Source organism: Imperialibacter sp. (genome assembly GCF_040222815.1).
Lineage (GTDB): Bacteria > Bacteroidota > Bacteroidia > Cytophagales > Cyclobacteriaceae > Imperialibacter.
Genome location: NZ_JAVKCH010000015.1, coordinates 168588 through 192298 on the forward strand (window position 1 = coordinate 168588; position 23711 = coordinate 192298).

At 46.5% G+C, this 23711-nt stretch carries 23 protein-coding genes; 7 read left to right on the forward strand and 16 right to left on the reverse strand.

Annotated features, from left to right (window positions below):
- Positions 1–71 precede the first annotated feature (71 nt).
- Positions 72–2438 (forward strand): hybrid sensor histidine kinase/response regulator, encoded by a 2367-nt coding sequence (locus RIF36_RS05270; protein ID WP_350076114.1) that lies wholly within the window; start codon positions 72–74, stop codon positions 2436–2438.
- On the opposite strand, the gene hemE is transcribed toward RIF36_RS05270, so the two are convergent.
- The gene (hemE, locus tag RIF36_RS05275; protein WP_350076112.1) at positions 2435–3466 is read right to left on the reverse strand and encodes a uroporphyrinogen decarboxylase; all 1032 of its coding nucleotides are present in this window, start codon (positions 3464–3466) and stop codon (positions 2435–2437) included. The two genes, RIF36_RS05270 and hemE, sit on opposite strands and share 4 nt — an antisense overlap.
- A gap of 124 nt (positions 3467–3590) precedes the next feature.
- On the opposite strand from hemE, the gene sdaAA reads away from it, so the two are divergent.
- Positions 3591–4496 carry an L-serine ammonia-lyase, iron-sulfur-dependent, subunit alpha gene (sdaAA, locus tag RIF36_RS05280; RefSeq protein WP_350076110.1) on the forward strand — a complete coding sequence of 302 codons (906 nt, stop codon included), beginning with the start codon at positions 3591–3593 and terminating at the stop codon, positions 4494–4496.
- Between the two features lie 2 nt (positions 4497–4498).
- On the opposite strand, the gene RIF36_RS05285 is transcribed toward sdaAA, so the two are convergent.
- Positions 4499–5713 (reverse strand): TCR/Tet family MFS transporter, encoded by a 1215-nt coding sequence (locus RIF36_RS05285; protein WP_350076108.1) that lies wholly within the window; start codon positions 5711–5713, stop codon positions 4499–4501.
- A 134-nt stretch (positions 5714–5847) separates the two neighbouring features.
- On the opposite strand from RIF36_RS05285, the gene RIF36_RS05290 reads away from it, so the two are divergent.
- On the forward strand, positions 5848–6600 hold the full coding sequence (locus RIF36_RS05290; protein ID WP_350076106.1) for a sterol desaturase family protein: 753 nt from the start codon (positions 5848–5850) through the stop codon (positions 6598–6600).
- Between the two features lie 218 nt (positions 6601–6818).
- The gene (locus RIF36_RS05295; RefSeq protein ID WP_350076104.1) at positions 6819–7571 is read left to right on the forward strand and encodes a hypothetical protein; all 753 of its coding nucleotides are present in this window, start codon (positions 6819–6821) and stop codon (positions 7569–7571) included.
- 47 nt (positions 7572–7618) lie between these two features.
- Here the strand turns inward: RIF36_RS05295 and RIF36_RS05300 are convergent, their stop codons facing one another.
- Both RIF36_RS05300 and RIF36_RS05305 read right to left on the reverse strand, forming a co-directional pair.
- Positions 7619–8203, reverse strand: coding sequence for an O-methyltransferase (locus RIF36_RS05300; RefSeq protein ID WP_350076102.1), 585 nt, complete (start codon positions 8201–8203; stop codon positions 7619–7621).
- A 109-nt stretch (positions 8204–8312) separates the two neighbouring features.
- Positions 8313–9512: a 2-isopropylmalate synthase gene (locus tag RIF36_RS05305; RefSeq protein WP_350076100.1), complete on the reverse strand. Its 1200-nt coding sequence runs from the start codon at positions 9510–9512 to the stop codon at positions 8313–8315.
- 194 nt (positions 9513–9706) lie between these two features.
- On the opposite strand from RIF36_RS05305, the gene RIF36_RS05310 reads away from it, so the two are divergent.
- A complete protein-coding gene (locus RIF36_RS05310; RefSeq protein ID WP_350076098.1) occupies positions 9707–11254 on the forward strand; it encodes a hypothetical protein in 1548 nt (515 codons plus the stop codon).
- Here RIF36_RS05310 and RIF36_RS05315 read toward each other — a convergent pair.
- The 3 genes from RIF36_RS05315 to RIF36_RS05325 form a co-directional block, all read right to left on the reverse strand.
- Positions 11251–11889 (reverse strand): hypothetical protein, encoded by a 639-nt coding sequence (locus RIF36_RS05315; protein WP_350076096.1) that lies wholly within the window; start codon positions 11887–11889, stop codon positions 11251–11253. The genes RIF36_RS05310 and RIF36_RS05315 overlap by 4 nt on opposite strands.
- Before the next feature lie 179 nt (positions 11890–12068).
- Complete coding sequence (dnaK, locus tag RIF36_RS05320) at positions 12069–13997, reverse strand: molecular chaperone DnaK (RefSeq protein WP_350125998.1); 1929 nt, start codon at positions 13995–13997, stop codon at positions 12069–12071.
- A 108-nt stretch (positions 13998–14105) separates the two neighbouring features.
- Positions 14106–15248, reverse strand: a complete 1143-nt coding sequence (locus tag RIF36_RS05325) for a nitrilase-related carbon-nitrogen hydrolase (RefSeq protein WP_350126001.1) — start codon at positions 15246–15248, stop codon at positions 14106–14108.
- Positions 15249–15260: 12 nt separating this feature from the next.
- On the opposite strand from RIF36_RS05325, the gene RIF36_RS05330 reads away from it, so the two are divergent.
- Positions 15261–15938: an RluA family pseudouridine synthase gene (locus RIF36_RS05330; RefSeq protein WP_350126004.1), complete on the forward strand. Its 678-nt coding sequence runs from the start codon at positions 15261–15263 to the stop codon at positions 15936–15938.
- Positions 15935–16255, forward strand: a complete 321-nt coding sequence (locus RIF36_RS05335; protein ID WP_350126007.1) for a DUF6787 family protein — start codon at positions 15935–15937, stop codon at positions 16253–16255. The genes RIF36_RS05330 and RIF36_RS05335 overlap by 4 nt, the downstream gene beginning before the upstream one ends.
- A 41-nt stretch (positions 16256–16296) precedes the next feature.
- On the opposite strand, the gene RIF36_RS05340 is transcribed toward RIF36_RS05335, so the two are convergent.
- The 9 genes from RIF36_RS05340 to RIF36_RS05380 all read right to left on the reverse strand — a co-directional run bounded on the left by RIF36_RS05340 (position 16297) and on the right by RIF36_RS05380 (position 23587).
- Positions 16297–16788 (reverse strand): ankyrin repeat domain-containing protein, encoded by a 492-nt coding sequence (locus RIF36_RS05340; protein ID WP_350126010.1) that lies wholly within the window; start codon positions 16786–16788, stop codon positions 16297–16299.
- 109 nt (positions 16789–16897) lie between these two features.
- Entirely contained in the window at positions 16898–18100 is a 1203-nt protein-coding gene (gene dinB / locus RIF36_RS05345; RefSeq protein ID WP_350126013.1) for a DNA polymerase IV, read from the reverse strand.
- Between the two features lie 65 nt (positions 18101–18165).
- Positions 18166–18798 carry a 2'-5' RNA ligase family protein gene (locus RIF36_RS05350; RefSeq protein WP_350126016.1) on the reverse strand — a complete coding sequence of 211 codons (633 nt, stop codon included), beginning with the start codon at positions 18796–18798 and terminating at the stop codon, positions 18166–18168.
- 129 nt (positions 18799–18927) lie between these two features.
- The gene (locus tag RIF36_RS05355) at positions 18928–20157 is read right to left on the reverse strand and encodes an NADH-quinone oxidoreductase subunit D (RefSeq protein ID WP_502880838.1); all 1230 of its coding nucleotides are present in this window, start codon (positions 20155–20157) and stop codon (positions 18928–18930) included.
- Between the two features lie 17 nt (positions 20158–20174).
- Positions 20175–20675 carry an NADH-quinone oxidoreductase subunit C gene (locus RIF36_RS05360; RefSeq protein ID WP_350126019.1) on the reverse strand — a complete coding sequence of 167 codons (501 nt, stop codon included), beginning with the start codon at positions 20673–20675 and terminating at the stop codon, positions 20175–20177.
- Entirely contained in the window at positions 20672–21271 is a 600-nt protein-coding gene (locus tag RIF36_RS05365) for a DUF3226 domain-containing protein (protein WP_350126022.1), read from the reverse strand. Before RIF36_RS05365 ends, RIF36_RS05360 begins: the two co-directional genes overlap by 4 nt.
- Positions 21271–22383, reverse strand: a complete 1113-nt coding sequence (locus tag RIF36_RS05370; RefSeq protein WP_350126024.1) for an AAA family ATPase — start codon at positions 22381–22383, stop codon at positions 21271–21273. Before RIF36_RS05370 ends, RIF36_RS05365 begins: the two co-directional genes overlap by 1 nt.
- 155 nt (positions 22384–22538) lie before the next feature.
- Entirely contained in the window at positions 22539–23075 is a 537-nt protein-coding gene (gene nuoB / locus RIF36_RS05375) for an NADH-quinone oxidoreductase subunit NuoB (protein ID WP_350119005.1), read from the reverse strand.
- Positions 23075–23587: an NADH-quinone oxidoreductase subunit A gene (locus tag RIF36_RS05380; RefSeq protein ID WP_350076078.1), complete on the reverse strand. Its 513-nt coding sequence runs from the start codon at positions 23585–23587 to the stop codon at positions 23075–23077. The genes nuoB and RIF36_RS05380 overlap by 1 nt, the downstream gene beginning before the upstream one ends.
- Between the last annotated feature and the right edge of the window lie 124 nt (positions 23588–23711).

The following is a 23711-nucleotide window of genomic DNA, read 5'->3' on the forward strand; positions in this document are numbered from 1 at the left end:
CTTATTCAACCAGCTCGCACGGCCAATTGTTGAACTATTAAGCCTATATTGAATCCCTTTGAGGGGCTAAGATGTCGAGATTTTTATTTTTTGTTGGAGTCCTCACCACTTTTATTTCATTTTCCCTGCACGCAGATGCTGAAAAACCAACAGCAACGAAGGGGACATTGGACTTGAGGGGCTGGGATTTTTTGCGGGATGGCCCAATAGAGCTGGATGGAGAATGGGGCTTTTACTGGGAAGAATTGCTCGAACCAGAAGGTGCTGAGTTAGCCAAAAAACCTCCCCACTACTTTCAGTTTCCCAGGATTTGGAACAATGCGGAGGTGGACGGTATCGAGCTAAGCAGAGCAGGTTACGCCACCTACTCTCTTACTGTTCTTTTACCCAAAGACCATCCTCCCTTGCTCATGTGGGTGGAAGACTTTTTCACCAGCTACCAGCTATTCATCAACGGCGAGGTGTTTTCAAAAAACGGCATTGTTGGAAAAACCAGGGAAGAATCGCAGCCTCAGTCTTATCCAAAAACAAAGCCGCTGAGAGAAAAGGCAGATACACTTCACCTGGTGCTTCAAGTCTCCAATTTTATTCATAGAAAAGGCGGAAGTTCCCAAAGTATTACCCTTGGTGAGGAAATGCAATTGGCCCGAGCCAAAGAAGTGGAGCTGGCTTACGACTGGATTTTGGCAGGCGCCATGTTCATGGGTGGGTTTTTCTTTTTTGGACTCTACCTGTTTGGGCGGCACGACAAGCCCATGCTTTACTTTGCGCTGTTTTGCCTGGTATACGCCTATAGAAATATCGGTTCGGATATCTATGCTATTAACGCAGTGTGGGAGATGCCTTTTTCTCTACTGCTAAGGCTCGAGCACCTCAGCGTATTTATGGGTCTCTATTTCTTTGTACGTTACATCGTCAGTCTTTATCCCGAAGAAGTATACAAGCCTGTTTTCTCTGTCTTTCTATGGGTCACGTTGGGCATAAGCTTGTTGACAGTGGCAGGCCCTATCCTCCTGTTTACTTCTATCCTTCCCTACTATCTCTATGTTCTTCTGCTGGCTATTTGCTACGGAATATACATAGTGGTGATGGCTGTCATACACAAGAGGCTGGCAGCAGTATATGCACTTGTTGCAAAACTGATTGTTTTTGCGATAGTGGGCTATAATGTACTGGTGTATTTTGACCTAACACCGAGAATTGTTCTGTTTAATTTCATTGCCCACATCCTCTTCTTCTTTTGTCAGGGACTGATCCTGTCGTTTCGGTTTGCACAAAATCTTAAGGAAGCCAAAGAGCAAGCGGAAAAGGCTTCCAGGGCCCGCACGGAGTTCCTTTCGACCATGTCTCACGAAATGAGAACCCCATTGAATGCCGTGTTGGGCATGACCAACTTTTTGATCGGGGACAAGCCCAAGCAGACACAAAAGGAAAGCCTGAATACACTTAAGTTTTCAGCCGAGCGACTCATGAACCTGATCACCGAGCTACTTGATTTTAGCAAAATCGACTCGGGTCAAATCGACTTTTCTACGGAAAAAATATCTCTTAAAGAATTCCTTCGATCAGTTTACGCCTCATTTGAAAAAACTGCTAAACAGAAGCAGGTGGACTTTCAACTTCAAATAGCGGAGGATATCCCCGACCACATTCTATGCGACAAAGCCAGGCTGTCGCAGGTGTTGGTCAACCTTTTAGACAATGCTTTCAAGTTCACGGCGTCGGGCTTTGTCCGCCTTAATGTTTCGCTGGAGGAAAAAGAAAGCGACAGCGTCAAGTTGCTATTTGAGGTGATTGATAGTGGCATTGGCATAAAAGAGAGTCAGAGTGAAATGATTTTTGAAAGCTTTTCGCAGGGCAACGCTTCCACCACCCGGGAGTACGGAGGAACAGGGCTTGGCCTCAGCATCATCAGGCGCCTGCTGAGACTGCAAGGCTCCGATATTCAGTTTGTCAGCACTCCTGGCGAAGGTTCCCGATTCTACTTTAGCCAATGGTTTGGCCTAGTAAAAACGGCAGAAAAATCCCCCGCTGCTGTGGCCCCAAAGGTAGTCGACAGAAACATTGTGGAGAGCAAGAAAATATTAGTGGTGGAAGACAACAAGGTGAATGTGCTGGTCATCAAAAAGTTTTTGCAAAAGTGGGGAGCCAATATAGAAATTGCAGGCAATGGCCAGATAGCCGTTGAAAAGCACACAGCCACGCCTTTTGATATTATCCTGATGGATCTTCAGATGCCAGTTATGGATGGTTACAAGGCCACCGAAAAAATCAGGGAAACGGATGCGAAAACGCCAATTATCGCTATTACCGCCGCCATCCCCTCGGACATCCGGGATCAGATTTTCACTGTTGGCATGAACGATATTGTCACCAAGCCTTTTGTGCCCGAGGATCTCCACGAAAAACTGATCAAATACCTTTCGCTGGCAAGCTAGCCGTGGTTGTACTCCTTCACTGTTTCGATAAAGCACTTCACCTTTTCAGGGTCGGTATCAGGATAAACGCCGTGACCCAGATTGGCAATATGTCGCTGAGACCCAAAGGCCTTTAACATGCCTTTTGTAGCCTTCTCTATCTCTGCAAAGCTCCCGTATAGGGCACAGGGGTCGAGGTTGCCTTGCAGTGTTTTGCTGGCTCCCACTTTTGCCCTCGACTCCGCCACGTCCATGTTCCAGTCGAGGCCAACCGTAGCGCAAGGCAGTTGACCAATTTCGTCAAGCGCAAAAAAGGCTCCCTTGGCAAAAACGGTGACCGGCACCTCTGGAATAGCCTCGCATATTTTCCTGATATAAGTGAGTGAGAATTCCCGGTAGTGTTGAGGGGGCAGCACACCCGCCCAAGAGTCAAAAATTTGGAGCATGTGGGCACCAGCCTTTACCTGCGCCTTCAGATAGCTGATGGTGCTTTGTGTGATTTTTTCCAACGCCTTATGCGCCAAGGCTGGCTCGGTGTACAGAAAACCCCTGGCTTTTGAGAACGTCTTGCTGCCAGACCCTTCCACCATATAAGAAAAAAGTGTCCATGGGGCTCCGGCGAACCCTATCAGGGGCACCCTGCCTGCCAGCTCTTTATTGGTAAGCTTGATGGCCTCTATCACGTAGCCCAAATCAGTTTCTCCGTCAGCTACACGCAGTTCGTCTATATCTTTCTCAGTCTTTATTGTCTTAGGAAATGTTGGCCCTCTCTTCTCCACCATTTCGTAGGGGCAGCCCATGGCCTCTGGTATCACCAAAATGTCGGAGAAAATGATCGCAGCGTCCACCCCCAGAATGTCTACAGGTTGCACGGTCACTTCTGCAGCAAACTGCGGTGTTTTTACCAATTCAATGAATCCGCTCAGGCTGTTCCGCACAGCCCTGTATTCTGGCAAAATCCTGCCTGCTTGCCGCATCATCCATACCGGTGTTCTCTCCGTTTTCTCTCCTCTGGCAGCCCGGAGGATCAAGTCGTTCTTCAATTGCATGCGGCAAAGTTAGTCAGGCTTTGCATATTTCCATTCAGATTTTATCAAGACAAATAGACACCTGGGGGCAAAACGTTTCCGGGTTCCTTTTTCGTTATCTTTGTTGAACAACAAATGACCCATTATGAGTATCTTATTTGAAAGCTTCGCCAGCTGGAAGAAAGATTGCCAGGACAGAAGCATTAAGCTCTTTGAGCCTGTCATCGAATACGAGATCCAGCAAAAGAATAAAACGGAAGAGGAAATTTGGAACGGACTCCAAAGGGCCTATGAGGTAATGAAGGAGGCCGTCCAAACGGGGCTCACTGAGAATATGACCTCCCGCTCAGGGATGATCAACAACGGAGCAAAAAAAGTATACAATAATCCCATCACCGTCCTGTCAAAGGAATTTCAAGTGCTTATTTCACGGGCGCTGGCTGCCAAGGAGGTCAATTCTTGTATGGGCCGGGTGGTGGCGGCACCTACAGCCGGTGCTTCGGGCATCCTGCCCGGAACGCTGGTTACACTTCAGGAGCTACACAAACTGGATGATCGGAAAATTTTGGAAGGCTTACTCGTAGGAGCAGGCATTGCGCTGATCATGGAGCAAAAGGCCTCTATTTCCGGCGCCGTAGGCGGCTGCCAGGCCGAGACAGGCAGCGCCGGGGCCATGGCCGCCGGAGCCATCGTTTATTGTCTTGGAGGCAACGTTGACCAGGTTTTCAATGCCGTGGCCATCACCGTTCAGTGTATGCTCGGTCTTGTGTGCGACCCGGTGGCTGGGTTGGTGGAGGTGCCCTGCGTGGTCCGCAATGCAAGCGCAGCCGCTATCGCCAACTCCTCGGCGCAAATCGCTATTTCCGACGTAAGCAGCGTCATTCCCGTCGACGAATGTGTAGAAGCCATGGGCGAAATAGGTCAGGCCATGGAAAGCCGCTACAAGGAAACAGCCGAAGGAGGACTTGCCACCACACCTACCGGCCGATCAATAGCCAAAAAAGTACTCATCCACGATATTGAGATATTAGATGACGATGAGGCCAATTAATATCAGGAGTTTCTCTTGTTGAACGACGGGATGGCCAGAAAAACAGCCACGACCGTGATGATGGCAGCAGCCAGAAAGGCTGCGCCCGGAAAATAAATGATCGGGTTTTCACCGGTGAAGTAGGCAAAGAGATTTGTCATCAGGGGCGGCCCAATAATGGACGTCACGCTGGTCATGCTGGTCAGGGCTCCCTGCAGCTCCCCTTGTTCGTTGGATGGCACCTGCCCAGAGATAAGGCTTTGGAGCGAAGGGCCAGCAAAGCCACCCAAAGCAAAGGGCACCATAATGGCGAACATCATCCAGCCTTGCGACGCAAATGCAAAAAGGATAAAGCCGAAAATATAAAAAAACATGCCAACGAACACAGCATTCCACTGCCCTATTCTCGGCACCACTATGCGGATAAGTCCTCCTTGCACAATTGCAACGGTTAATCCTACAAAGCCCAGCGAATAGCCAACCCAGGCCTCATTCCAACCAAACTCAAGCATAGTGAAATAAGCCCAGGTACTTTGGTTGACATGTCCGGCCAGATAGATAAAAAAGAATGCGCCCACCAGGCCGAGCACCTTGGGGTACTTTTGCAAGGCTTTCAATGAGCCCAACGGATTGGCCCGACGGATACTGAAAGGCCGCCTTTTATCGGCTGGGAGCGACTCAGGCAGCACGAAGTAGCCGTAGAGCCAGTTGAGCAACGCTAGTGCGGCGGCGGCAAAGAAGGGGACTCTTGAGCCGTACTGGCCCAGCAAACCGCCTATCACCGGCCCAATAATAAAGCCGAGGCCAAATGCAGCCCCTATGATTCCGAAGTTTTGCGCTCTTTTCTCAGGCGTGCTTATATCGGCTATGTAGGCCGATGCTGTTGTGAAGCTGGCACCGGTTACCCCCGCCAGCAAGCGACCAACAAAAAGCCACCAAATATTAGGAGCGAATGCTAACAGCAAATAATCGAGTCCGAACCCAAACAGCGAGGCAAGCAGCACAGGTCTGCGGCCAAAATGGTCACTCAGCCCGCCCAACACAGGGGCAAACAGAAACTGCATGCCAGCGTAAGCAAACAATAACCAGCCACCATACTGGGCCGCCTGGCTAAGGTCTCCATTGATAAGCTCTTTGATAAGGCTCGGCAGCACTGGTATAATGATGCCCAGCCCGGTAACGTCTATAAGAAGCGTAATAAAAATAAAGCCGAGGGCGGCCGGACGTTTTTCGGACATGTACTTAAAATTACAACGGCGAAAGGTACAAAATAAGCGGATAGTCCAAACCGCTTTTTTGGTTAAGCACTATACAAAAGGCCTGCAAGGTTCTTTGACCACTAAATCGTATTTTAGAGGAAAAATCGATGCTAATGGATCAAAGGTTCTATGTCCTTCTTTTCATTATTTTTCTCCGCTATGCCCTGATCGCTGGACTTGCCTTTTTCATTTTTTACAGGCTCCTTAAGAGTAAATGGGCGAAAAGAAAAATTCAGCAGGCCTTTCCGAAAAAAAATGACTACCTGCGTGAAATTGGCTATAGTCTGCTAACGGTCCTTATTTTCTGGATCGTGGCCCTTAGCACATTTACGCCTTTTATAAAACCCTACACCAAACAATACGCCGAAATTGGGGATTATGGGTGGGGCTACTTCACTTTTAGCATCGTGCTGATGCTTCTCATTCATGATGGCTATTTTTACCTGATGCACCGTATTATGCATCATCCCAGGCTTTTCAAGACCTTGCATAAGGTACATCATATGTCTACCAATCCTTCACCATGGGCTGCGCTGGCTTTCCAGCCAGCAGAAGCAGTTGTTGAAGCATGCGTTATATATGTCATCGTTTTCTCCATTCCGACACACAGGTCAGCAGTCTTGATTTGGCTGGCACTGATGATGCTCTATAATGTTTATGGGCATCTTGGTTATGAACTCTACCCAAAAAACTTCCAACGAACGTGGTTGGGCAAGTGGTTCAACACCTCAGTAAACCACAACCAACACCACAAATACTTTAAAGGTAATTACGGCCTGTACTTCCTTTGGTGGGATAGACTTTTCGGCACAATTCGCAAAGACTACGATGAAGAATTTGACCGGGTAAAATCTTTGGCCAAATAAACTTCCAACGAGCCGTTTCGAAAAGGGAAGGCATAGGAATGCTAGTGTTACCTTATTTTTTTCTAAATTTGACCATATTAGCTTGCTATCCGCCCCCTGGAATATCTTTGGCACCGGTAATAACTCCCTGAGTTAAAAATAATTAAGGGCCAACTTCATTAGTGAATTTATCTTTTATATACTTTTGCCTCGCAATTTTAAAAATGCACCAAACTATTATGAAAAATCAATTGGCAGTGTTGGTTATTGTTACCTCACTCATGGCTTCTTGTGGCCTTAAACAGGAAAATGAAACACTTGTGGCAAAGATCGACTCCCTTAACACGGAGCTTGCTTTCCAGCGTCAAATGTCGGCGGTACTTGAGAACGTCGGCGTATTGCTCGATTCCATCGATCAAAACAGGAATGCACTTAAGGTGAACATGGAAATGGGCACTACTTACGATGATTTCAACACTCGACTGAGTGAACTGAATCAGTACGTAAAAGATTCTGAAAAGAAAATCGACGAAATGGAGAAGAGCCTTGCGAAATCGAATTCTTCAAACAAAACATACGCAAATTCTATCGCAAGGTTGAAGAAGCAGTTGGAAGACAAAACAGCTCAAATAGCTCAGTTGGAGGCTACGGTAGCCGAATACAAAGAGAAAAATGAGCAGCTGGGCACTTTAGTTGAGCTTCAAAACACTGAGTTGGAAGACAAAGCGCTACAGATAGAAGCTAAGCGTCAGGAGTTGACTATGCTGGAAACACGCATTACTGAGCTGCTTACGCAATCGAAAGTGTCGCAAGCCGATTCTTACTTCCTGAGAGGTCAGGCGGCAGAAGAGGCGGCTCGTCGTACGCAGCTTGCTCCTAAGAAAAAGAAGGAGTCTTACAAAGAGGCGCTCGACTTGTACCAAAAAGCCTTCGACCTTGGCCGTGAAGACGCCAAGCCAAAAATTGAAGAAATAAGCAAAAGACTTAAGTAATTATTAAGAGGCCTTCGAAATTGAAGGCCTCTCTTTTTTTGTTTCCCCTATCCCGCCTTCTTTGTTGCTACAACTATCCCCGTCGACCAGATCTGCTTTGTCAATAGCAAGCTGTCATTTTTTTCCAGCGCTTCCACTAGCCGAATGGCTTTCAGGTGATGGCCCTCCGGCCAGTTAGGCTGAGGTAGCATGTCGTCGATGATGTAGAGCCCTCCCGGCTTAAGCATCGCCAGCACATCGTCCAGCATCAGGTATTTCCCGTGCCATGTGTCGGCAAAGATGTAGTCAAATTGTAGGTTGCTGTTGGCTAACAACCACTCCTCTCCATCGGAGCACACAAGCTGCAAACGGCTATCATGATCGAGAAAATCGGCCGCTATGCCAATAAGGGTCTCGTCGTTGTCCAGTGAGACCAGAGACGATTTTTGATCCATCCCACTCAAAATCCATGAAGTAGAAAGGCCCGTTCCGGTTCCAAGCTCTAGAAAGCTCCCCTGGGGTTTTGATGCTGCGAGCGTTCGCAGCAATGACCCTGTTAGCGGGTCTGAGGCCATTGTAAAGCCGGCCTTCTCAGTGGCCACAGCAATTCCCCGATACGCAGCTGGTATCGCTTGTTTGATCTCGTCGGTCATAGGGATAACGTTTACAGAAATTTCCTGTATTAAAAATTTGCCAGTATCGACTTAAAATTTGAGGTGTCCGGGAAATCAGTGGGGCCGATGCAACAAAGAATCCGCCTGATTATAGCACGTCTTTGCTTTTTCCAGTTTTGGTGCTCAACAAAGCTTCCACCTCGTCAATCTTCACCAGTTCAAACAAATCCTCGTCTTCGATTTGCTTTTTGCGGTCGGCCATTTCAAGGAAGTGCATGTAAATTACTTCCATCTCGTCTTTGTCAAACTTATAGCCAAGCACCTGAAGGCGGTGGGTAAGCGCAGCCCTACCACTGCGTGCTGTAAGAAGGATCAATGACGAAGGAACGCCAACATCCTCCGGATCAATGATTTCGTAATTCTCTCTGTGTTTAAGGAAGCCATCCTGGTGGATGCCTGATGAATGTGAAAAAGCATTTTTGCCCACAATCGCTTTGTTAGGTTGCACAGGCATGTTCATCATGTGCGACACCATTTTGCTCATCGCATAAATGCCCTTGGTGTTAATATTTGTTTCCAGGTTCAGGTAAGGGTGAGACTTCAATGTCATCACCACTTCTTCCAAAGAAGTGTTTCCTGCTCTTTCTCCAATCCCGTTGATCGTGACTTCTACCTGGCGAGCACCGTTGGCCAAACCAGAGATTGAGTTAGCAGTGGCCATGCCGAGGTCGTTGTGGCAATGCACTGAGATAATAGCCTTGTCTATATTCGGAACGTTGTCGTACAGGTACTTGATGCGCTCGCCAAACTGCCATGGCAAGGTGTAGCCTGTTGTATCGGGAATATTGACCACGGTGGCACCAGCAGCAATCACACCCTCTACCATCAATGCGAGGAAGTCAAGGTCGGCACGGCCTGCATCTTCGCAGAAAAATTCTACGTCGTCGACAAAGCGGCGGGCGTATTTTACGGCAGAAATGCCCTGCTCAAGCACCTTCTCACGGGTCGACTTGAGCTTATGTTGGATGTGTATATCGGACGATCCGATACCAGTATGGATTCTTTTTCTTTTGGCCAAATGGAGCGCCTGAGCCGCACAATCAATGTCAACCACTTTGGCCCTGGTAAGCGCACAAACCACCGGCTCAGTCACATTTCTGGAAATTTCCACTACGGAATTAAAATCTCCAGGGCTTGACACCGGAAAACCAGCCTCAATTACGTCAACGCCGAGGGCTTCGAGTTGCTTGGCAACAATTACTTTTTCTTCAGTATTCAATTGACAGCCTGGAACCTGCTCTCCGTCTCTAAGGGTAGTGTCGAAAATGTAGACTCGATCTTTGCTCATACTAAGGTGTGTATTTTTTTAACGAGAATCCCATTTCTGGTATTCGATAATTGATTCTATGCAACAAATCTACTTTAACTGTGGGTCTGCCAAAGGATAAAATTCAAAATCGCTACGACAGCCAAAAGCATCTATTTGACAACAAAAAGCCTCAAATTGCAAATTAACGGCTATATTGCCATGCAGACAATACAATGGCCAAACAAGAAACAGACCCCTTATTCCAGCTCATTAAGTCGCTCACCAAGGCTGAAAAGCGCAATTTCAAGCTGTATGCGAAGCGCATCAATGGCAAGGAAGACAGTAAGTTTATCACTCTTTTCGACGTGATGGACGATGTTGATGTTTATGACGAAAAGGTGATCCTTAAAAAGGCTCCATCATTGATTCCTCAGCAACTTTCCAACCTGAAAAGTCATTTGTACGGGCAAGTGCTGAAAAGCCTCAGGCTTATTCATATCAACTACGACTACCCCATTGAAGTGCGGGAGCAAATTGACTATGCGAGGGTGCTTTATAACAAAGGGCTCTATAAGCAAAGTCTCCGGATTCTCGACAAGCTAAAACAGAAGGCCGCTGAAAACAATGAAGAGATTTTGCAGCTAGAGATTATCGACTTCGAAAAGCTAATTGAAGGGCAGTACATCACCCGAAGCATTGGCAACAGAGCAGAGGAGCTGGTGAATGAGTCGAGGCATGTAACCAAAATAATTGCCAAAACACAAGAGCTGTCGAACCTTTCCATTTCTCTTTACAGCCTTTACATCAAGCTGGGCTATGTCCGAAATGAAGAAGACTACAGGGTTGTGCAGCATTATTTTAAAAGAAACCTGCCTGATTACGAGTATGACAGTCTCAGCTTCAACGAGAAGGTGTACCTCTGCCAATCGATGGTTTGGTACTACTACATCGTGCAGGATTTTGTGAAGTGCTACCGCTACGCTGACCGCTGGGTGGAGCTTTTCAAAAGCCATCCGGCGATGATCAAAAGGAAGCCCGACCTGTACATCAAAGGACTACACAATCTTCTTGCGGCACTTTTCAATATTCAGCATTATCCGAAGTTTGCAGAAAACCTTCTGGTGCTGGAAGAACTAAAGAATTCTACTCTTTTCTCTCAGAATGAGAACATTCAAAGCTTGCTTTCCTTCTACTACTACAACGACAAGATCAACCTGTTCTTTATGGAGGGGCGGTTTACCGAAGGGCTAGTCATTGTTCCTGATGTATTGGAAATCATTGATAAGTTTGACAACAAAATCGACTCGCACAGGGTACTGCTTTTTTACTACAAAATCGCCTGCCTCTATTTTGGCAGCGACGACAACAAAAACGCCGTCAAATACCTTAACAAAATCATCAATCTCAAAGATGTTAGCCTTAGAGAAGACATTCATTGCTTCGCACGAATCCTTAACCTGATTGCCCACTACGAAATGGGTAACAGCGATTTGCTAGAATATCAAATCAAGTCGGTGTACCGGTTTCTAGTGAAAATGGACAACCTGCAGGGGGTGCAAAAGGAGATCATCAAATGGCTGCGAAAAGTGCCGGGTATGCTGCCGGAAAACATAAAAAAGGAGTTCCAGGCACTGAAGGAAAGGCTTGAGGAAACTCTGAAAGAGCCTTTTGAACTACGAGCGTTCCTTTATCTCGACATCATTTCATGGCTTGAAAGCAAGATAGATGGAGTACCTGTTCAGGTGGTGATCCGAAGGAAATTTGACGAGAGAAATCGTTAGCCTTCAGGTACTTCCGACTTTTTTCGACGCCCGAATACGTAACCCACGTTTATCTGGACAACCGGATATCTGCCCTTTCTAAAATTCTCAACATACTCTCTGTTTTCTTCCCAGCTCTGATGATTATTGTCCCAATCGTTGTATCGCCAGTAAGAAGGGTTGCTGGTGATTTTATCGGTATTGAAAGTGTTGAAGTAGTGTCTGTAACCCACCAGGGTAGTCAAAGTCACCAGCTTGAACATGGTAATTTTAGCACCAAAGTTTATTTCGGGCCCTATCATTACTCCTTTCATTTGTAGAGAATCAGTCGGCACAAATGCGCCTTCTCGAATAGCCAATTTTCCAGCTTCAAGGTTTAAGTTGGCCGTTGCGAAAGCCTGCATCCAACGAAACTCGGTAGGCATGTAGAATCTGTGGCCAAGGTCAAGCCGGTAGCCCTTATAATTTCCATTTCTAAAAAAGAGCTCCCATAGCTCCCCGCCTTTGTAGCCAGCCGTTGCGACCCAGCTTCTTTTTGGTGTTACGTACAGCTCCGACTGGAGGTAGTAATTTTCGAAAGTTCGAATAAACGGGTGCAAAGGAGCTGCTATTTCTATTCTTTGGTAAGCCTCCTGTCCGTTTGCAAAAAAACTCATGCATGCAAAAAGTAAAGTCGTCAGTGTGAAAATTCTACCGGCTCTCATCTGAAAAAATTAAAGTCAATGACCAAAGTAAGTAAAAAAAGGCCCTCTTTTTGAGAATCATGTAAAATAAAACACAAAAAAGCCCCTCAGTTTCCTGAGAGGCTTCGTGATCTATGATGTAGGGCAAACGATTACTTTTTGGTATCGTCTACCTCTTCGTATTCTACGTCAGACACATCACCGTCTGCTTTTGCCTCGCCTCCGGCTGCTCCGTTAGCTTGCTGTCCGGGGTCTGCACCTGGCTGACCACCTTCAGTAGAAGCATACATTTCCTGAGAGGCAGCGGCCCACGCCTGATTCAAAGCCTCAGTAGCTGTATCAATGGCCGCAATATCCAGTGCCTTGTGAGCAGTCTTCAGGTTCTCAAGTGCTGCTTCTATTGCAGTCTTGTTACCTTCAGAAAGTTTCTCACCGTACTCCTTCAGCTGTTTCTCAGTCTGGAAGATCATAGAATCAGCTCCATTCAGCTTATCTATTTTCTCTCTTTCAGCCTGGTCAGTGTCAGCGTTAGCTTTGGCTTCAGCTTTCATCTTTTCGATTTCAGCATCAGTCAAACCAGAAGAAGCCTCGATCCTGATTTTTTGCTCTTTGCCAGTTCCTTTGTCTTTAGCAGATACGTGAAGGATACCATTCGCATCAATATCGAATGTCACTTCGATTTGAGGCACGCCACGTGGTGCTGGTGGAATACTGTCGAGGTGGAAACGACCGATGGTCCGGTTGTCTCTCGCCATTGAGCGCTCACCCTGCAAAATGTGTATCTCCACAGATGGCTGGTTATCAGACGCCGTTGAGAACACCTCAGACTTCCTTGAAGGGATAGTTGTGTTTGACTCAATCAGCTTGGTCATTACGCCACCCATTGTTTCAATGCCCAATGAAAGAGGAGTTACGTCAAGTAGAAGTACGTCTTTCACTTCGCCAGTCAACACACCACCCTGAATAGCTGCTCCTACGGCCACCACTTCGTCGGGGTTAACTCCTTTTGAAGGCTTTTTGCCAAAGAACTTCTCTACCTCTTCCTGAATTCTTGGAATACGGGTGGAACCACCTACAAGAATTACCTCATCAATTTCTGTAGGATTCATGCCGGCATCTTTCAATGCTTTGCGACATGGCTCCAGCGTGCGCTGCACAAGGCTGTCAGTCAATTGCTCAAACTTAGAGCGAGAAAGTGTGCGAACAAGGTGCTTGGGTATACCGTCAACTGGCATGATATAAGGTAAGTTGATTTCGGTGCTGGCAGAGCTTGAAAGCTCAATTTTTGCTTTTTCAGCTGCTTCTTTCAAACGCTGTAGCGCCATTGGATCCTTGCGAAGATCAATATTCTCGTCTTTCTTGAACTCCTCGGCCAGCCAGTCGATGATCAGTGAGTCAAAGTCGTCGCCACCCAGGTGAACATCACCGTTGGTAGATTTCACTTCAAACACGCCATCGCCAAGCTCAAGCACAGAAATATCGAATGTACCACCACCAAGGTCGTACACCGCAATGGTCATGTCCTTGTTTTTCTTATCAAGACCATAAGCCAATGCAGCGGCAGTAGGCTCATTGATAATTCTTTTCACATCAAGACCTGCAATCTGTCCGGCCTCTTTGGTAGCCTGACGTTCCGCATCGTTGAAGTAGGCAGGCACGGTGATTACCGCTTCTTTCACTTCAGTGCCCAGGTAATCCTCAGCTGTAGACTTCATTTTCTGAAGAATCATTGCTGAAAGCTCTTGCGGAGTATAGTTACGATCACCAATTTTCACTCTTACAGTGTCATTGCTGCCTGATTCAAGACCGTATGATACATTTTTACGCTCGGCAGTCACTTCTGAGTATTTCTTACCCATGAAGCGCTTAACAGAGCTAACTGTATTTTGTGGGTTGGTGATGGCCTGACGTTTAGCAGGATCGCCAACTTTGCGCTCACCCTTGCCATTGTCCAGGAAGGCTACAATTGAAGGGGTTGTCCTTCTTCCTTCGCTGTTAGGAATCACCACCGGCTCATTCCCTTCCATTACAGCGACGCAGGAGTTAGTCGTTCCTAAGTCAATTCCAATAATTTTTCCCATGATTATGTATTTTATTCCTTTTAATTTTCAATCTGTACTCACTTAGCTAAACAAGGGTTGTGCCAAGTGGTTTTCGGGGCAATAGTTGTGACAAGATGTCAGAATTACCTAAAACTGAAGATTAACGATGGCAGCCCCATCTGCAGGAATTTCAATCATTTCGGGCTTGCCTTCAGATAGCACAAGGGGGTTTCCATCGGTACTAAGGTCCCATAGCTGGCCCCTAAGAAAAATATTAAGCCCTGTTTGGATACCAAATTCGGGTGCCCGGCCGAGCATGCCATATTTCTGCCATGCTTGACCTTCTGTCAGTGTGCCGATGTCATCGGGACTGACATTGGCAGGAGGTTGGGCCCCATTGTATCCCTTCCACGGTTGGTTCCACACCTTTTCGCCAGCCAAATAAGAAGGCACAACAACAAAATCGACATTCATGTCTGCTATGACCCTATATACATCGCCATACCACGAATCTGCACAGATCAATGTCGCTACATTACCGGCGGGCGTACCAACTATAGGTAGTTGGCCACTATTTCCAGCCACGGTAAAAGCCTTTTCCTCGGATGTCAAAAAATTCTTCACTGTCAGGGGGCCTGCCAACATACCCGTGGCATCGAAGGTGGCTGACACGTTAAACAAGGGGCCATTGCCTGCCTGCAGCACACCGGCTTCTATTGACGGAGATGGCAGAATAATGGAACCTGCTACCACCGTAGCCCGGTATTCTGCCGCCAGTCTGCTGAACACCCGCTGATAAGCTTCTGCCATTTCAACCGCCTTCAATGAAAAAAGAGCCTCAGTTGCCCGACCTTTAGCATCCGAGGCAAAATAGTTGGCCAGGAAAGAAATTGGATGAGAAAAAGCCGCAGTACTCAGTGCATCTTCAGTCGTTTCCGCCGTATATACTGAGGCCTTTTCATTGATGGCCACCAGCCATGTTCCGATGTATTCTGGAAAAACGACCACCGTTGCCGACGTGAAGCAGCCATTTTTCTTTGCAATGGAAAGATAGCGGTTCAGCTTAGCGTAGAGCGCATCGGCTGATCGGTAGTCGGCGGGCACCATATAGGGCTGAATGCCAACAATATTGCCCATGGTATAGGTGCCTGCTTTGATGAAAACCGAACGCTCAGATGTCATTTCAAATTCAGCGTAAGATCGGCCGGACTGAATCCACCAATAATAGGCTCCACAAAGAACTAAAAAAACCAGCACAGCGCTGACCAATAAATTTCTACCTTTGATCATTAGAAAAAACTTGTGGATTTTAGAAAACTAATTCTGTTCGAAGATAACCACCTGCTCATCGTGAACAAACCCGGGGGCATGTTGGTGCAAGGTGATGAAACTGGCGACCAGTCGCTTGTCGACTATGCAAAGGACTATGTTAAGGATAAATACAACAAGCCAGGAGCAGTATTTATGGGGCTGGTGCATAGGATAGACCGGCCGGTAAGCGGAGTGGTAATGCTCACCAAAACGTCAAAGGCCCTGGAGCGTATGACCAAAGCTTTCAGGGAAAGAACCATTGAGAAGATTTATTGGGCAGTAGTTACCAGAAGGCCTCCCAAAGAGGAAGCTACGCTGGTTCACTGGCTTGAAAAAGACTCTAAGAAAAATACGGTAACAGCTTACAACAAGGAAAAAGGCAGTGCGCAACGGTCTGAGTTATCATTCAAGATTTTGACGGTATTCAACGACTATTGCCTGCTTGAGGTCCGGCCCGTTACCGGCCGCCCTCATCAAATACGAGCCCAGCTAGGAAAGATGGGCTGCCCTATCAAAGGAGATCGTAAATATGGTCATCAGTTTCCCAACGAGGATTCCTGTATCAACCTGCACGCAAAAACGTTGATATTTGCTCATCCGGTCACAAAGGAAACAATGACCATAGAAGCGCCGTTACCTATCAAAAGTTATTGGCAGGCAGTTTCATGAGTGAGCAAAAAGAAAGCTGGGTAAACCGACTCCGGGATCGTTGGAACTTGAAAAGCGGCTGGCAGGTCGCAATCGTGCTGATTGTATTCGCCTGCACGGGATTTACAGTGCTTTTTTTGAAAAAGCCCCTCTTTCGTCTTATCCACGCCTCAGAGGAATACTACACCCTACTGACTATTCTTTACTACATCCTGATACTGCCTATCTACAACCTCATCCTGCTTTTTTACGGCTTCCTTTTTGGACAGTTCAATTTCTTTTGGGAATTCGAGAAAAGAATGTTTAGAAGATTTAGCGGGAAAAGGACTCAGCAATAATCATGCACCCTCGTAACAACGAAGGCCTGTAACTTCTCGCCCTATTTCGCTATTCCCTGAGACTTAAGGTATTCGACCACTTCTACTGCCGCCTCTCCTCCCATCACAGCATGTTTCATCAAAGTAATGCCATGAGGCCCAGCGCTGGTGAGTGAGGCTGGATAGGTAGCCACAATCAACTTCACTAAATCTAACTTTCCCATCATGGCTGCCGTGAAGATATCCAGTCTTGCTCCTTTGTCTATTAAGTACTGAGCGATGTCAGGCCTCCCCATGTGGGAAGCCCCACCTAATGCCGTTTCATAGTCGCCATTCCCCCAATCCCAGGTAGCGTTGAGTATGGTCGGTATTTCCGCCAGCATCTGTTTGGTTCCGTCCAGGTCGGTATGGCCTTTAGAAACGAAATCTTTCACAAGCGCACTATCGATAGCCCCTGGCTGATCCTGCGTTACCTTGTTGGCTAACAACATTCCCGGAATCAAGAACATTGAGCCTGTAGCCGCCCTTTTAATAAAGTCCTTCCGTGTAAGCATGATTTTAAGAGATTAGTCCTTATATCTATACAGCATTGACTTGTAGCAAGTTAGCATAATTACAGGAAAGGCATATATCCCCTTGAAAGTGACAGTATGTCGGTGCTGATCATGCAGCGACCCCATTGAATGGATTGAAACTTCTTCTCGACACTCCCATGCCCACTGCACGCACCACCGCCTTGTCTCCATGTTTTTGCCGAAGCTTGTCCATTGCCTGGTAGAGCCTGATGCCCTCTTCGGTGTCTTCAAAAAGGTTGATCTGGTAATTGCCATGCACCAGACTGCTGAACCTAACCCCAATAAGGCGAATAAGCATCCTTCGACTATATGCCTTTTTGAAAAGCTCTTTGACCATCGGAATCAGCACGTGGTCTGCTGAGGTGTAGGGCATTTTCCGCTGCAAGGTATGGGTATCAAAATCAGAATAGCGAATTTTGACGGTGACACAAGACGTGAGCTGCTGTTCCTTCCTAAGCTTAAATGCCAGCTGCTCAGTCATAGCAACAAGTATCGACTCCAGCTTCTTCACATCAATGGTATCCTGTCCAAAGGTGTTTTCTGTAGAAATAGACTTTCTCTCCGAGTAGGGCACAATCGGCGTCCGATCTATACCGTTCGCCTTTTCTGAAATCACAATGCCCATCTTTCCAAAAACCGCTGCCAACATCTCTACGGGTACCTGCTGTAGCGTATGGATTTTTTGAACACCCATTTTTCGCAACGTGTAAGCGGTCTTCTCACCCACCATCGGAATTTTATCTACTGTGAGAGGAGAAAGAAATCCCCTCTCGCTGCCATAAGCTATTTGCCTCTGCCCATCAGGCTTCGACTCGTTGGTGGCTACCTTTGAGACAGTCTTATTTTCAGAAAGCCCAAAGGAAATAGGCAAACCGGTTTCTTTTCTGATCCGTGCCTTTAGTTCTGTGGCCAGCTTCATGCAGCCGAAGAACTTTTCCATGCCTGTTAAATCAACATAAAACTCATCGATAGATGATTTCTCGTAGGAAGGGACGGCTTCATGCACGATCTCGGTAACCATCTGCGAGTACTGAGAATACCTCTCCATGTCGCCACGAACAACGATAGCTTCGGGGCACAACTGTTTCGCAAGCCGCATGGGCATGGCAGAGTGCACGCCAAACGCCCTGGCTTCGTAGCTACAAGAAGCCACTACGCCACGGTCGCTACCGCCACCGATGAGCAGCGGCTTCCCAACAAAGTAATCGTTTTGCAGCCGCTCCACCGATACGAAGAAGCTATCCAAATCCATATGGATGATAGAGCGATGATCAGTTGCAGGTGACCACATAGTTGCCATACAGTTAATGGTGAAAGACTTCGGGAAAAGAGCCGACTAAAAAATAGATGTGTTAGTTAGGCTACATGCGAAAACAAAGACATCTGCGGCTCATTTACCATCCAAACTTTCTCTTCCGGCCACTTCAAACTGATAGCAGCTTTCTCTAATAGAGAAATGGCCTCTACGGAGTCATTCTTGCCATTGCCTATGTCTCTGAGTAACCGCACCTCATCGACCCGGAAGTTCTCCCTATATTTTTGGTCAACGAACATTTGGTGTATTTTTAAAAAGGCCTTCTGCTCAAACTCGCTTCCAATAATCATATGCGGATATTTAGCAAACACAGGATCGATCACCCTAACACCGAAGCTTTTGGCAGACTCTCTAAATTTCTGATAAAATAGCTGATTGATATGGGCGACTTGAGACCCATTTCCGATCTTGAGATAAATAGCTCGATTGCTTTTCAGGTAGGCAAATCCATTAAGTGCGATGTCGAATGCGTCGACAAAAACAGACGCCTCCTTTAGTGCCTTAGTGATAAGATGTTCGTGAGCGATGTCTGCCTGAAAAAAAAACAAACTAACGTGAGGATGGGAATTGTAAAACCTGTACTGCCCAAACTCGTCAAGTATTTGCGCTTTACGATCCCTCACGTAGTCCATTATGGACTGGGAAGGATATATCTGAATTTTGTATGTCACCATAATAACCTCCTTTTATACTATCAAATATAGCAAGCGACAACTATAATGTCAACATATTTAGCTTTAATTAGTAAAATATTTAGCAAAATAGGTTTTGCAGCTATTATGACTGGCAAATGGTCTAAAAAGTCACCTATCAACCTCTCCCAGCACAAAATCTACTGAGCCAACTATGGCAATGAAGTCGGCAATAAGGACGCCTCTCGATATTTCAGGAACGACTGACAAGTTGGAAAAACAACAAGAGCGAGCCTTGCAGCGAACTGGCACATCATTCCGGCCATCGGCACGGAAATAGAAGCCAAGCTCTCCTTTTGGGTTTTCGGCTCGAACATAAAAATCCTGTGCCTGAGGCCTGATTTTTTTTGGCACTAGGGCTCTAGGGTCATAATCACGGGTTCGCTTGTGTTCTTTGGTTAGCATTTCGAGGCACTGTTCAATGATCTTGACAGATTCCTCGCATTCTCTATAGCGCACCCACGTCCTGTCCCAGCAGTCACCCACTGTTCCGACGGTGCCTTCTCCAACGGGTATTTCAAAATCAAGCTCCGGATATACACTGTAGCCATCAATCCGGCGCAGGTCGAAACGTAACCCTGAAGCCCGGAGCATAGGGCCTGTCACTCCGTAATTAATGGCCAGGTCACGGGAAAGCACGCCCACATTGGCGGTACGCTCGACATAGATTTTATTGTTCAGTAGAAGATCTCTCGTCTCCACCAGCTTTGGCTTCAGGTAGGTGACAAATTCCTTGCAGCGCTCTTCGAAACCTACAGGCAGGTCGTAAAACAGACCGCCTATCCATATATAGTTATAAAGCATGCGGGCACCACTGACCCATTCCAGCATGCGCAGGATGTGTTCTCGGTCACGCATCATCCATAGGAAGGGCGTGACGGCACCAATGTCAAGCCCATAAGTACCAATAGCGACAAAATGAGAGGCCATTCGGTTAAGCTCTGCCACGAGCACCCGGATGTATTCAGTCCTTTTCGGAATATCATTTTCAATGCCCAGCATGCGCTCCACTCCCATTACATAGGCATGCTCGTTATTCATTGCCCCCACGTAATCGAGCCTGTCTACATAAGGAATGACTTGGTTGAAAGGCATGCTCTCAGCGTGCTTTTCGAAGCAGCGGTGCAAATAGCCCAGGTGAGGCACAACGTCGACCACTACCTCGCCATCGGTAATTACCTCAAAACGCAAAACACCATGAGTGGACGGGTGCTGAGGGCCGATGTTGATGAGCATTTGCTCTTCAGTCAGGTCTGCCGCCTTATATTTTGTGGGCTCTGACGCTTCGAGGTGTTTGGGGTCGTATGTGTACTGAACGGTGCTCAAGTCGTTATTTATCAATCGTGTTTTGATTCTCTTTAGTAGTCAACTTTCATTCCGTGGTAGTATTCCTGGGTCGAATAATCCTTTCGCAGCGGATGGCCGTTCCAGTCGGTAGGCAAAAGTATGCGTCGCAAGTCCGGATGACCTTCGAAAGTAATTCCGACAAGATCAAAAGCTTCCCGCTCATGCCACTCTGCTGTTTTCCAAACATCGCTAACCGTAGGGATCATTGGCAACTCTGCTCCTTCTTCGTTTCTGGCAACAATTACCCTCAGGAGTAATTGAACATTATAAGGAATGGAATACAAGTTGTAATTCACCTCGATTGTATTGGCCTCCACGCCATTATCGATGGCTGTGAGGCAGGAGAGTGAATCGAAATAGGTTTGCTCATTGTCACGAAGAAAAAGGCATATATCCTGAAGCTTTTCTACAGACACTACAAGGCCCTTTGGGGTAGCGTTTTCGATGGCGTCCAGTACAGATGAGGTACCAAATTCAGCCTCAATGAGAGATTTAATGTCGGTGTGGGTCATTGGTTTTCGAAATATGGGGATAAAAAATTCAAAAGTGGAGAAAGCGCATTATTGTCCAAATCCCAAATATCGTCGTCAAGATAATCTCGATTCCCTTCCTTTGCGGGGTCAGGATCATCTCTTTTCTTTTTCAACCATGCCAATGACTTCACATAGGCATAAATTTTCGTCTTTCTGTCGTTTGGAAAGACTTCGAAGTTCAAACCGGCTAAGCAACTTTCATATGACTCGAAACAATGGATAATCGATTTCTTTGCTTCCGGGATAAGCATTTCCAAAAGTGACTCAAGGTCGCCTGATCCATTACCATCCGGTAAAAGAAATACCTCAAAGGAGAGACCCAACTCCTGCCCTTTCGCCAAAATCCCTTCTCTTCTGATAGCCTGTGTATCGTCAGCATCAAAAATTAGAAGATTGGTCTTATTTTCGAGTGTGCTCTTCCTGAAGTCTGGTGCAATATTATACCAATTGTCCTTTCCTTTGAAAAACTGGACATCAGCTTTTATTATCAAATCTATCTGATAGTATTTCGCCACCAGATCCTTAATAAACTTTGCATCGGCTGACCCTTCAACAAAAATTGTTACGGCAGACATTATCTTCTGAGTTCATTTCCAGCTAAAAAGGAATGCTCAAACTCACTAAATGAGTAGGTAATTGACTTGATGTCCTTACTTTCAGGCACCTCAAAAAGATTGATGCCTTTTCCCAAGTTCTGAAATCCCGGCTGCTCTTTTTCAATCTCCTCCAGAGCTTCAATAAAGTACCTGATGCATTCTTCATTGTGCGTGGTAGCAAAAAGCTGCACATCATTTTCCTTAGCAGCCAGCAAAATGGTCTTCCAAAAATCCTTCATCCGGCTGTAGTGAATGCCAGTGTCGATTTCGTCAATCATCAATCGTGGATACCTCTCCGCTCGACAACGAGTAATAGTTGAAAGTATTCGAAACAATTTAACGGTGCCTTCTCCCATCATTGCCAAAGGTATCCTTGCCGACTCACTTTTTAACTCACAAAGAATGATTGGACGATTAGACATAGTTGTATTGATGAAAAAATCATCTATATCATACAAAACCCTCTTCATTGTATGAATGAAGTCTTTCTTTTTTGCCTTGTCATATTCTAACACCCTGGAATAGTGACCAACTAACTCTTCATTATAACCATTAAATGATGAAACAAAAGGAACAAAATGAGTCTCAATTAACTGGTTTAAACTACCTGGATTAGGAAAAGTGTTTTCTCGTCTAATATCTTCATCTGTTTTCTTTCCTGCTTGAACAGCAAATGCGTCATCAAGTCGACTGAAGCGTATTTCGTTCTTTTCCAAATCATAACTAAATGCCAGCGTTATGGAATCTATGAACGATTTGGAGAGATCAACAATCGTCTTTTTCGACTGAATTGAAAAATCAATTTCTAGTGGCTTAACATCGGCCTTCGTTTCTTCTCTCTTCAGATAGAAAGACAAAACTCCCCCAGGAAAACTATTACCCACTCCCCGATATTTCAACGCATAAAGAAGATTCGACAAAAACCGCTCTCCCCTTTTTGTGTCAACCAACAAAGCCTCCAAAAAGCTCGTCTTCCCTACATTATTATCCCCCAGCACTAGATTGAACTGCCCTATGTCCTTCACCTCAAGCTCCTTGAAGCGCTTGAAGTTCTCGACTTTAAAGTAGGTTAAATGATTTTCTCCAGCCATTTTGTTTGCCGTTTTGGTCTCACGTAGTGTGTTGCCACCAGCTAACGCTGTGGGCACCACACCCGTACCTTCTGCTAATCTACGAAAATATAAGATTTGAGGTAATATATGCTCTCAAACCGCTCCAAGGGCCGGGAGCCGCTTGGAGGGTCATTTCAAGCCTGCGCTGCTTTCTCAGCTTTCTTCTTCATCAACCGCTCCAATGCAGCAGGTGCCATCAGGCTTTCGCCTCTTATTTTTTCCTGGAGTTTCAATATACCGCCAATCAATGCTTCCGGCCTTGGGGGGCACCCGGGCACGTAAACGTCCACCGGAATGATACGATCAACACCTTTCACTACATGGTAGCCGTGTTCCCAGTAGGGGCCGCCACAGTTGGAGCATGAACCCATGGAAATCACATAGCGTGGCTCGGCCATTTGTTCATAAAGCCTGCGAACCCTGTCAGCCATTTTGAAGGTGACCGTTCCCGCCACTATCATTACATCGGATTGCCGTGGGGAAGGTCTTGGAAAAACTCCTAGTCTGTCGAGGTCATAGTTGGAGGCCATGGAGCCCATCATTTCGATGGCGCAGCAGGCCAGCCCAAAACCCATGGGCCAAATGGATGAAAGCCTGGCCCAGTTGATCAGGTCATCCACTCTGGTGATAATCACTCCGCCTTGTCCTAACTGTTGGTCTAGTAGTCCCATTATATAGCCTCCTCCCTGACCACGTTTGTTGCCACTCGGGTCTCCTTCACTTTCTTGCTCACTGCATCATATAGTTCGTTCGGCACTTTTGAATCCATCCGGGTAGCTTCAACCAGTGGCCTCTCCCACTCCAGGTATCCCTTGGCCCATGCAAACACAAGCCCAAGTGCCAGTATCAATACAAAGACCGTCATTTCCCCAAGTGCAAACCAGCCCCAGAGCCCACCGGTAGCGTCGACGAGTTCCTTTTGCCCAAAGACAGTTGCCCACGGGAAAAGAAAGACCAGTTCTACTTCGAACAAGAGAAAAATAAGTGCAACGATATAGAATCGGACGTTGAATTTGCCCCAGGCACTGGTTGATGGATCCTCACCACATTCGTAGGTGGTGAGCTTTTCGATATTGGGTCTGTTGGGCCTGACCAGCATGGCAAAGCCTACGGAAAGCAGCACGAAGACGAAGCCTCCTATGATAAACAATAGAATGGTGCCAAATCCTGAAAGTTCGGGCATAAGGGTCATTTTATGCTAAAGTAACTGATGTTGACCAATGATGCACTAAAATCCAACATTGAACTGATTGTCGGTGACGTATAATTCGAAAAGTGACACCCTCAAATTGGTTTTGAGTTAAGGG

Coding starts and splice junctions, on each gene's coding strand:
- RIF36_RS05270 (WP_350076114.1), top strand. CDS start 72: ATGTCGAGATTTTTATTTTTTGTTGGAGTCCTCACCACTTTTATTTCA.
- hemE (WP_350076112.1), bottom strand. CDS start 3,466: ATGCAATTGAAGAACGACTTGATCCTCCGGGCTGCCAGAGGAGAGAAA.
- sdaAA (WP_350076110.1), top strand. CDS start 3,591: ATGAGTATCTTATTTGAAAGCTTCGCCAGCTGGAAGAAAGATTGCCAG.
- RIF36_RS05285 (WP_350076108.1), bottom strand. CDS start 5,713: ATGTCCGAAAAACGTCCGGCCGCCCTCGGCTTTATTTTTATTACGCTT.
- RIF36_RS05290 (WP_350076106.1), top strand. CDS start 5,848: ATGGATCAAAGGTTCTATGTCCTTCTTTTCATTATTTTTCTCCGCTAT.
- RIF36_RS05295 (WP_350076104.1), top strand. CDS start 6,819: ATGAAAAATCAATTGGCAGTGTTGGTTATTGTTACCTCACTCATGGCT.
- RIF36_RS05300 (WP_350076102.1), bottom strand. CDS start 8,203: ATGACCGACGAGATCAAACAAGCGATACCAGCTGCGTATCGGGGAATT.
- RIF36_RS05305 (WP_350076100.1), bottom strand. CDS start 9,512: ATGAGCAAAGATCGAGTCTACATTTTCGACACTACCCTTAGAGACGGA.
- RIF36_RS05310 (WP_350076098.1), top strand. CDS start 9,707: ATGGCCAAACAAGAAACAGACCCCTTATTCCAGCTCATTAAGTCGCTC.
- RIF36_RS05315 (WP_350076096.1), bottom strand. CDS start 11,889: ATGAGTTTTTTTGCAAACGGACAGGAGGCTTACCAAAGAATAGAAATA.
- dnaK (WP_350125998.1), bottom strand. CDS start 13,997: ATGGGAAAAATTATTGGAATTGACTTAGGAACGACTAACTCCTGCGTC.
- RIF36_RS05325 (WP_350126001.1), bottom strand. CDS start 15,248: ATGATCAAAGGTAGAAATTTATTGGTCAGCGCTGTGCTGGTTTTTTTA.
- RIF36_RS05335 (WP_350126007.1), top strand. CDS start 15,935: ATGAGTGAGCAAAAAGAAAGCTGGGTAAACCGACTCCGGGATCGTTGG.
- RIF36_RS05340 (WP_350126010.1), bottom strand. CDS start 16,788: ATGCTTACACGGAAGGACTTTATTAAAAGGGCGGCTACAGGCTCAATG.
- dinB (WP_350126013.1), bottom strand. CDS start 18,100: ATGTGGTCACCTGCAACTGATCATCGCTCTATCATCCATATGGATTTG.
- RIF36_RS05350 (WP_350126016.1), bottom strand. CDS start 18,798: ATGGTGACATACAAAATTCAGATATATCCTTCCCAGTCCATAATGGAC.
- RIF36_RS05360 (WP_350126019.1), bottom strand. CDS start 20,675: ATGACCCACACCGACATTAAATCTCTCATTGAGGCTGAATTTGGTACC.
- RIF36_RS05365 (WP_350126022.1), bottom strand. CDS start 21,271: ATGTCTGCCGTAACAATTTTTGTTGAAGGGTCAGCCGATGCAAAGTTT.
- RIF36_RS05370 (WP_350126024.1), bottom strand. CDS start 22,383: ATGGCTGGAGAAAATCATTTAACCTACTTTAAAGTCGAGAACTTCAAG.
- nuoB (WP_350119005.1), bottom strand. CDS start 23,075: ATGGGACTACTAGACCAACAGTTAGGACAAGGCGGAGTGATTATCACC.
- RIF36_RS05380 (WP_350076078.1), bottom strand. CDS start 23,587: ATGCCCGAACTTTCAGGATTTGGCACCATTCTATTGTTTATCATAGGA.